This window comes from Bartonella sp. AP57NXGY, assembly GCF_042195805.1.
Classification (GTDB): domain Bacteria; phylum Pseudomonadota; class Alphaproteobacteria; order Rhizobiales; family Rhizobiaceae; genus Bartonella.
The window spans coordinates 1-1997 of sequence record NZ_JBHIOZ010000213.1 but is presented as its reverse complement, the minus strand read 5'-3'; the positions used below and the strand labels follow the sequence as shown (position 1 = coordinate 1997).

Sequence of the window (1997 nt, the reverse complement as noted above, 5' to 3'; positions counted from 1 at the left end):
TTATGGTATTTAAATTCATGGCAAATGCGCAAAAGCGCAAAGCCGTGTAACGAAGTTCAAGCAGCATTCCCGCGCAAAGCAGAATGCGCACGCGAATCTGTATTGGCATGTTTTGCTGCTTTAAAAATGCGACGGCGACTTTTGGGGTAGCGGTCGCTAAAAACCTGCTCGACGGGCAAACCGATAAAATCGGCAATAGCACGTTCGGCTTTCTCGTTAGACCGTGTCCAGATATGTTGAACACTGGATGACGATAGTTGATAAGCTTTCGCGAGCTCCGCCAAGGTCATATTACGGCGGCGTAGCTCGGCTAAAATACTATGGCGATCCCATACTTGGATGCATGTTTGTGTGGTTGTCATAACTTTCGCTCCTGCTTCAAACGGATGCTCAAACCATCCGTTTTTTGTGGGGTTAAATGTATAATAAACGCCCTTCGTATCGGGCTCTAATATGAGGTATATCTACAAATGGGATATTAGTCAACCCCATTTGTAAACATTTATAATATGAGACGACAAAAAAATGAGCCCAAAACTGCATTAGCAAAACGACTCACAGAAGTTAGAAAGCTTGTGGGCTTATCTCGTGATATATTTTCACTTAAAATTGGTATCAGTATTCAAGGGCTTGGAAATTACGAACGCGGTGATAGAACTCCAGATGCAACGGTTTTATCAGCATATAAAGAAAAATTTGGAGTAAACCTGAATTGGCTTTTGACCGGTGAAGATGCAATGTTTATAGACATGATGATGGCTCGGTCTTTCAATATCTCTCCGCCTACCATTCCTGCTGGACTCATGAAAAAGCTTGGTCGCATAGCTTATACAACCTATCGCGATGCTAAAATAAAACTCCCCCCTGAAGATATAGCGGAACTCGCGGCGGAACTTTATAAAAAACTGCAAGAGCTTGTTCAAGACATCAACGACACGGAAGAAGTCGAAGCGACTTTCCCTCTTCTTAAAATTCATTTAAAGCGTCAAATAGAAGCTGAAAGAGTACATCTAGAAGCTACACAAGATACGGCTTAATGCCTCTCTAAGATGAATGGGGAATCTCTTTTTAAAATCCTGTAATTTAAGCTAACCTAAATATAAATAAGGAGCATTTTTGGCACGCCCCGAACTAGAACCTAAAACAGAACTAGCAAAACGATTGCGTGAAATACGACACACCCTTGGTTTCACAGAGCGTAAGCAATTTGCTAGACATTTTGAAATTCCCGAAACGACTATGCGCAATTATGAAACGGGTTTACAAGAACCCCCTGTATCTATAATGCGAATATATAAAGATCGCTGTGGAATATCCTTAGATTGGCTCGTTACGGGTGAAGGTGAAATGTTTAGTAACATGGCAAAAGCGAAAGCAGCTGGTTTTAAAGCACCTACCATCCCTGCTGGTCTCATGAAAAAGCTTGGTCGCATAGCTTATACAACCTATCGCGATGCAAATATAAAGATCCCTCCTGAAGATATAGCGGAACGCGCGGCGGAACTTTGTATAAAGTTGCAAGAGCTTGTTCAAGACATCAACGACACGGAAGAAATCGAGCTTATTTTACCTCTTCTAAAATTGCATTTAAAGCGTCAAATAGAGGCTGAAAATGCACATCCAGAAACTACATAAAATACAACTTAATGCCTCTCTAAAATGAAAAATACAGGCGCGTTTCTCTTTACATTAAGAAAATGAAATAATACATTGTTTTTAAAGAATTATATTTACAAAAAATAGATATGCGCCATATGGCGCATATCTTTTTTGCTTTTTTGGTTATTTTTGGCTGATTTTGGAGTCAATTGAACTTTTGGAGTAATTTTTTTCACAGGGTCTTCAAAGGCGGTTTTCTGGGCTTTCACAGACTTTTCAAAATTTTTCACAGGGTTTTCACAGACCTTTCAAAGCCTTCTTTCATTTTTACCATGAAAACGCACTTTTTTCTAATTTTCGCTCTTTTTAGCTCTTTTTTACAATTTTAGGTGTCAAAA

The 1997-nt window shown here is 39.6% G+C and carries 4 protein-coding genes; 2 read left to right on the top strand and 2 right to left on the bottom strand.

The genetic code is table 11. The annotated features are described in order from the left end of the window. Positions 1 to 56: 56 nt before the first annotated feature. Positions 57 to 362, bottom strand: coding sequence for a helix-turn-helix transcriptional regulator (locus tag ACFIL8_RS09595; RefSeq protein ID WP_005864619.1), 306 nt, complete (start codon positions 360 to 362; stop codon positions 57 to 59). Between the two features lie 147 nt (positions 363 to 509). On the opposite strand from ACFIL8_RS09595, the gene ACFIL8_RS09590 reads away from it, so the two are divergent. Then, positions 510 to 1037 (top strand): helix-turn-helix domain-containing protein, encoded by a 528-nt coding sequence (locus ACFIL8_RS09590; protein WP_375633712.1) that lies wholly within the window; start codon positions 510 to 512, stop codon positions 1035 to 1037. 79 nt (positions 1038 to 1116) lie between these two features. Next, positions 1117 to 1635: a helix-turn-helix domain-containing protein gene (locus tag ACFIL8_RS09585; protein ID WP_375681481.1), complete on the top strand. Its 519-nt coding sequence runs from the start codon at positions 1117 to 1119 to the stop codon at positions 1633 to 1635. A gap of 95 nt (positions 1636 to 1730) precedes the next feature. On the opposite strand, the gene ACFIL8_RS09580 is transcribed toward ACFIL8_RS09585, so the two are convergent. Next, entirely contained in the window at positions 1731 to 1889 is a 159-nt protein-coding gene (locus tag ACFIL8_RS09580; RefSeq protein WP_375672129.1) for a hypothetical protein, read from the bottom strand. Positions 1890 to 1997: the final 108 nt, after the last annotated feature.